Below are 6,489 nucleotides of genomic sequence, written 5' to 3'. Positions count from 1 at the left end.
AAGCTTAGCGACCAGTTACGCCGGGGGCGCGCTGATATTCGGAATGGCAAGTCCCATCCACTTCACATTATTAAAGAAGCCTGAATCGAAAGATTCAGATTTTTATTCGTCTGCCTAAAAGTAATATGATGTTAAATAGACACTGCGGAATGGTAGTTTCAGTTGGTTAGGCTTTTTATTGGGAAGCTTAGCGGCCAGTCACGCCGGGGGTCGCGCTGATATTCGGTATAGCAAGTCCCGTCCACTTCACATTATTAAAGAAGCCTGAATCGAAAGATTCAGGTTTTTTTTCGTCTGTAGAAAATAATAACAATCGTGTAGGTTATTATCCATCATCTCGGAAGGGAGGTACGAGCTATCCGTGATCTACTCTTCACGTGTTTGAGCATTAAAGACACCAATAAAAAATCGGCTAAAACAACAGTAAAAACAATAACTCTACAACGTACTGATAATAGATTTCCTATCTTGTTCATAATCTCTCTGTAGGGAGTTATGGTGGAGGATTAAGCTATAAATTCCCTTTGATTAGTGAGATTAGCTGTTATAAATCAATACAACGAGCTTAACAATAGCTTTTAGGTTTAGGTGCTACAAAAGCTGTACAACCTAAACATGGCTTTATTATCAGTTAGATACCACTTGTTTCTGGTTGGGTTTATGATGAGTAAGGTGGTGGTTATGTTTTTGGTGATTATATGGCTTAAAGCTGTACATGATCAGGTAGTGTAGAATATGCGTAATAGCCTCTCGGTTTTTATTCAGCAGTGTTAGAATAAGTTTTTGATTTAGCGCCGATATATTAAGGACAAAGTGATGAGCAGTTTGAATAACGATAATAATCATGCGGAGAGTGATCAGCTGACTGAAATTGCTATTGTCTATTATCAAGAAGGCGCTACGCAAGAAGAGATATCACAACGTTTTGGCATGTCTCGCGCTAAAATTGGCCGTTTACTCCGTCGCGCACGAGAAGAAGGTGTGGTTGAAATTACGGTTAAATATCACCCGGTCTTTAGTGAAAAGCTTGAACAGCAGTTGATTGAACGATTTAAGTTAAAGCGAGCGTTGATTGCACTTGATCAACCAGATGATGAAACTCAACGCCAACAGGTTGCGAGCTTGGTTTCTGGCTATCTGGCAGCAACATTATCTGATGATATGGTGGTGGCGGTTGGGCAAGGCCGTAACATTGCTTCAATTGCGAGTCATGTTGGGGTGGTGCCACATCGTAATTGTCGTTTTGTGTGTGGAATTGGTGGTACGCATCGTTCTGGTAATGCGATTAATGCCGATCATATTTGCCGTCAGCTGGCAAAAAAATATGATGGTATCAGCGAAACTCTTTATGCTCCCGCTTATGTGGAAGACATTATTGTTAAAGAAGCCTTCATGAAAAATGGTACGGTCAAAGAAACCTTAGATCGTGCCCGTCGCGCTGATGTGGCGTTAGTTGGCGTGGGTGATATGAATGAAAATAGTCACATGGTTAAATTAGGTTGGTTCACACCTCAAGAAATAGTCGAAGCACGCATTCGAAAAGGGGTTGTGGGCGATATTGCAGGCTATGATTTTTTTGATAGCCAAGGTCAGCAAGCTGATACCATGATGAGCGATCGCGTGATTGGTTTAACGATGGATGAATTGCGTCATATTCCAACTGTGGTGGTGACGGCTGCTGAAAACAGTAAAGCATTAGCTTTATTGGGGGCGTTGCGTTCGGGAGTAGTTGATGTACTTGCAACCAGTGTTAGTAATGCATTGACGATTCTTAATCTTGATCAGCAGATGAAATAGATGTTTGTTTAATCATATGATCTATAAAAGAAACCGCTATCATCATTGAATGTAGATAGCGGTTGCGAATTATACCTTTAAGCAATAAAATACAATCACAAAATGAAGGAAGAACGTCGTATCCGGTGATGCGTCCGGATTTCAAATCCGGGTAGGGCTGCCAGCAGTCCTGGGTAGGTTCGACTCCTATGTTCTTCCGCCACTTTCTTCGCTGTATTCCTATTCTTGCAATAAATCCTGATCTTTTAATTCGCGATAATTAAATTTACGCTTAGTAAATCCAATCTTATCAAAATACTCTAATAATTGAATTGCAACCTTACGCCCTAATTGACTAATGTCTCTAAATTCAGCCGTTTCTAACTTCTGATGTTGAGCGGTATGTTGGCGTACTGCGGCTGCCATTTTTACTAGGTATTGATGACTGACATAGCGATCTTTCACTATTGCAGCAACATAACTTAATTGCGCTAATTTATAGCTGAGATTGCGTAAACTGTCTTCATTTTCACCCATTTCGGAGGCAAGATCGCGTATCCACCAAGGCTGAGGATGGGTTGCCATCAATTGTTCTATTTGATGCCAGCATTGTAGTTCAGACTGTGTTAATTGTAATTGATGCGCAGCTAAATGGAGCCAGCCACGGGTATTTGCTAACAGCTGTTGGTTGAGCAATTGGTTGATAATGGCATTAAAGATCACTTGGGGCTGATGTAAGGCTGTCATGCGATATAAGCGATCTTTACCGATACCAAGGGTGTCTTGCGCCTGTTGGTGATATTGCTCTAGTGTGGCGATAATGTGTTGCTGTAGCGCTTGTTGATAGCTATCAAAGCAAAGGTAATCACCGTATTGTTTTATGCTGCTATCAGCGGTCACGAGTTGGTTAAGAACACTGATTTGGCACTGATGTTGTTCAAACAATTGTTGCTGTGACTGTGGTGCATGTTGAAGCTTAAATGCAATGATGTCAGGGAGTGAATGCAAGGCTGCTCGTTGATTGAGGTATTCAAGTCGTTGCGGAGCACGTTTGCCTCTATTTGGCGGTAATAGATCGATAACTACCGCACTGCCGAGGTTTATTTTTTGGGCGGGATCACGGAGTAATAAGCGATCTTGCTCGGTTAAACACAATGGCGTATCAAAGGTTATTTCAGCAACCGCGCTATCACCTGGTGCTAATTGCTTATCTTCTAATAATGCAATATGGCCTGTGGTATGGGTGGCAGCATGGAAAACTTGACTATTTTGCCAATGCTTAATTAGATGGTTAGCGGTTAATTTTACCGTGATCCGTTTAATTATTTGCTTGGGTGCTACCTGTAATAACCAGTCGCCACGGTTTAAGTTTGCTTTATCAATGTCACCACTAATATTAAGTGCAACCCGTTGGTTTGCCGTCGCAGATTCCGTTGCCTGTCCCTGTGCATGAATAGATTTGATTCGTACAATTTGCGGTTGGCTATGGCCTTTTTTAAGCTGATTATGGCTTACTAAACACAAGCTATCACCAACATTGATATGACCATTTAATGCGGTGCCAGTAACAACTAATCCTGAACCTTTAACGTGAAAGGCGCGATCGATAGCAAGCTTAAAATTGAGGGTGTTGTCATATTGCTGTTCATTATCCGCAAGATCAATCAGGTGTTGTTTGAGTTCATCAATACCATCATTTGTATGCGCCGAACAATGAAAAATAGTTGATTGAGTAAAGCCATATTGAAGCAATAATTGGTGTAATGTTGCTTCGAGTTGCTGTTGTTGCTCAAGGCTGGTGAGATCAGATTTAGTGATCACCACCGTTAAACTATCCATCGCGAGTAAGCGTAAAATAGTGAGATGCTCGTAGCTTTGCGGCATCATGCCTTCATCACCCGCAACAATCAGCATTGCGTGATGGGCGGTGCCTACGCCAGCTAGCATATTGGAGAGAAATTTTTCATGGCCTGGCACATCAATAAAACCTAACCGTTGTTGGTGGTTAGATTTTGTTGAGTGATACGGCATAAATGCGTAGCCTAAATCAATCGTGAGTCCCCGTTGTTGCTCTTCTGGCAGTCGATCGGCATTGATCCCAGTCAGGGCATGTAACAGTTTAGTTTTACCATGATCGACATGGCCAGTTGTAGCAATAATCATAACGTTACTCGACGATAGTTATTGAGCAAGAGGCAATAAAAAAGGGTTGAAGCCGCTGCGATATAATTCCATTTGGCTTAATTTTTGATCAAGTACCAGTGTGGCTAGATCATCAGCAATGGGATCTAACTGAGGGTCCTTTTCAAGCACCAACATCTTTAAGTAACTTTGGCAATGACTACAAGTTTCAGCACGAACACTGTCTTCTAGTGATTCACTTTGCAGTTGAATATTCTCGCCGTCACCACATTGAGTGCATTCTGCACGTAGTCGATGCCACTCTGCTTCACATTGACTGCAATGTAAGTAACGATGACCACTGCCTTGAATTAAACTTGCCGCAGGTGCACCACCGCAAAGAGGGCAATGTGATTGTTTGGCATTGGCTTCTGGTTGCCACTCTAATTGGGTATTAGTGACAATTAAGCTCATTAGCGTATTGATACAACCCCAAAGAATAATCGCAATATCAGCAGGAACACGTTCCGGTTGGTTTTGTTGCAGGGCATGAAAGTAATGCTGTAATGTTTGTTGATCGATTTGGCTAATGCTATCGATAACTTTAACGATATCATCACTTGCAATCGAACGTAATGCAGAGGTTAACTGGGTTAGCATGGGGTCTAAAATTGCTTGCCAAGTGCTGTCTATTTCAATCGGCCATGTTAGCGTTTCTGTTTGTAATTGTTGTTGTACGGCGCTATTAAACGTGTCAACCAAATGCACTTGTTGCTGCACTATTTGACCCGCTAGTAATAGATAATCTGCCATAAAAGAATCTTGTGCCAACTGACGTAAACGTGCGGCGCGGGCATGAAAAATGGTTGCAGGGTTACCAATGATTAACGGATTAAAGCCATCACTTTTCTGTTTAATAATGGTGTTTTTATCTAAAATTTTAACGCTCATGCAAGTATCCAATTATAAGAATACCAACCCCAGTAAACTGAGGTTGGTATAGAAATAAAGAGCGGATAGACATCAAGGATTATCCGTTCTAGAGCTTGTTGTTAGTGTTGGTTTTTGTTGCTAGTTAGCGAACGGAACCAACGTGGGTGATGTTTCTTTGCCCAAGCGGGAGAAACTTTACCTTCTAACATGCCATCGATTGAGCCTTTTACCCAATACGCCATGTAAACATGGACAATTAAGCTTAAAGCAAATACAAGGGCAGCGAGTGAGTGAACAATTAAGGCAATACGTACAACATCAATGCTGAAGTAAGCTGAAAAGTAAGCACGCCATGCAATGAGACCCGTTACTAGCAACAATACGGCACAGGCAATAAATTGACGTAGGAGCATTTTCTGCCCTGCGTTGTATTGACCCGCTTCTGGTACGTTTTTTTCGTTCTCAGTTAAAACATCTTTAACTTTTAACATCCATTGGAGATCACCTTTTTCAAAGTGGTTATGACTCCAATAACGACAGACTAAGAAGCATAAGCCTACAGTCATCACAATCGCACCAAACGGATGCAAAATACGCGCAAGCTGTGGCGAACCATAGACATAGCTAAGGAAGTGCAGTGGCGCAAACATAAAAGATAAGCCAGACAATAAAGTCCAGATACCTGTTAATGCGACTGTCCAGTGCACAACACGATCTAAAGGTTTATGACGTAAAATTGTTTTATTCAAACTCATTTCTCATCTCCTTCATCTTCAGCCACACGACTACGACCCACTGTTACACGGTGAATAGCAGCAAGAGCCAAAGTACCGACTAAACCAGCAGCGGCAAGTGGCTTAAGATCATCTTTCCATAACTTCACTGTTTCGCTGATTTTAGGATCTTTTGGCAGATCATAACGCTCAGGATCTGTGATATCGTGTAGAACATAAATCACATGCGTACCGCCAACACCCTGTGGGTTGTAGATACCTGCTTTTTTATGGCCTTTAGCTTGCAGTGCAGCAACACGTTGATTGGCATACTCAAGAATTTCTTCACGAGGACCAAAACGTAATGCACCTGTTGGGCAGGTTTTTGCACACGATGGCACTTGACCTGCCTGAAGGCGATCAAGGCATAACGTACATTTGTAAACGCGGTTATCAACGGGGTTCATTCGCGGAATATCAAATGGGCAGCCAGCGATACAGTAACCGCAACCAACACATTTTTCCGAGTTGAAATCGACAACACCGTTTTCATATTGCACGATAGCCCCGGGTTCTGGACAGGCTTTTAAGCAGCCAGGATCAGAACAGTGCATGCAACTGTGTTTACTAAATAACCACTTAAACTTGTTATCTTCTTCAATTTCTTTGAAGTGAATAGTGGTCCACGTTTCAGCAGTGGTATTGGGCGGATTTTGGTAAGAACCTTCAAAGGTGCCTACTTTACCGCGTAAATTATTCCACTCGCTACACGCATCCATACAGCCTTTACAGCCCGTACAGCAAGTAACATCAATTAATTTAGTTACTTGAATTTGACGTTCACGCGCATCAGGTGATGGAGTAAGCGACGATGTAGCAGAACTATGAACGATATTCTGTGATTCCATACCCATGGCTTACTTCACCTTCTCTACGTTAACCAAAA

5 protein-coding genes and 1 tRNA gene are annotated in these 6,489 nt (G+C 42.0%); 2 read left to right on the top strand and 4 right to left on the bottom strand.

Annotated elements, in window-relative coordinates:
- The first annotated feature begins 816 nt into the window (after nucleotides 1-816).
- Both Q0V26_RS17655 and Q0V26_RS17650 read left to right on the top strand, forming a co-directional pair.
- A complete protein-coding gene (locus Q0V26_RS17655) occupies nucleotides 817-1,797 on the top strand; it encodes a sugar-binding transcriptional regulator (RefSeq protein ID WP_297486275.1) in 981 nt (326 codons plus the stop codon).
- Between the two features lie 107 nt (nucleotides 1,798-1,904).
- A tRNA-Sec gene (locus Q0V26_RS17650) sits at nucleotides 1,905-1,999 on the top strand.
- Nucleotides 2,000-2,016: 17 nt separating this feature from the next.
- Here Q0V26_RS17650 and selB read toward each other — a convergent pair.
- The 4 genes from selB to fdxH form a co-directional block, all read right to left on the bottom strand.
- Complete coding sequence (gene selB, locus Q0V26_RS17645) at nucleotides 2,017-3,939, bottom strand: selenocysteine-specific translation elongation factor (protein WP_297486272.1); 1,923 nt, start codon at nucleotides 3,937-3,939, stop codon at nucleotides 2,017-2,019.
- Between the two features lie 18 nt (nucleotides 3,940-3,957).
- A complete protein-coding gene (locus Q0V26_RS17640; protein WP_297486269.1) occupies nucleotides 3,958-4,848 on the bottom strand; it encodes a formate dehydrogenase accessory protein FdhE in 891 nt (296 codons plus the stop codon).
- A gap of 101 nt (nucleotides 4,849-4,949) precedes the next feature.
- Entirely contained in the window at nucleotides 4,950-5,585 is a 636-nt protein-coding gene (locus tag Q0V26_RS17635) for a formate dehydrogenase subunit gamma (RefSeq protein ID WP_297486267.1), read from the bottom strand.
- The gene (gene fdxH / locus Q0V26_RS17630; RefSeq protein ID WP_297486265.1) at nucleotides 5,582-6,457 is read right to left on the bottom strand and encodes a formate dehydrogenase subunit beta; all 876 of its coding nucleotides are present in this window, start codon (nucleotides 6,455-6,457) and stop codon (nucleotides 5,582-5,584) included. The genes Q0V26_RS17635 and fdxH overlap by 4 nt, the downstream gene beginning before the upstream one ends.
- Between the last annotated feature and the right edge of the window lie 32 nt (nucleotides 6,458-6,489).

Source organism: uncultured Photobacterium sp. (assembly GCF_947039875.1).
GTDB lineage: Bacteria > Pseudomonadota > Gammaproteobacteria > Enterobacterales > Vibrionaceae > Photobacterium.
This window is presented reverse-complemented; position numbering and strand designations above follow the sequence as displayed.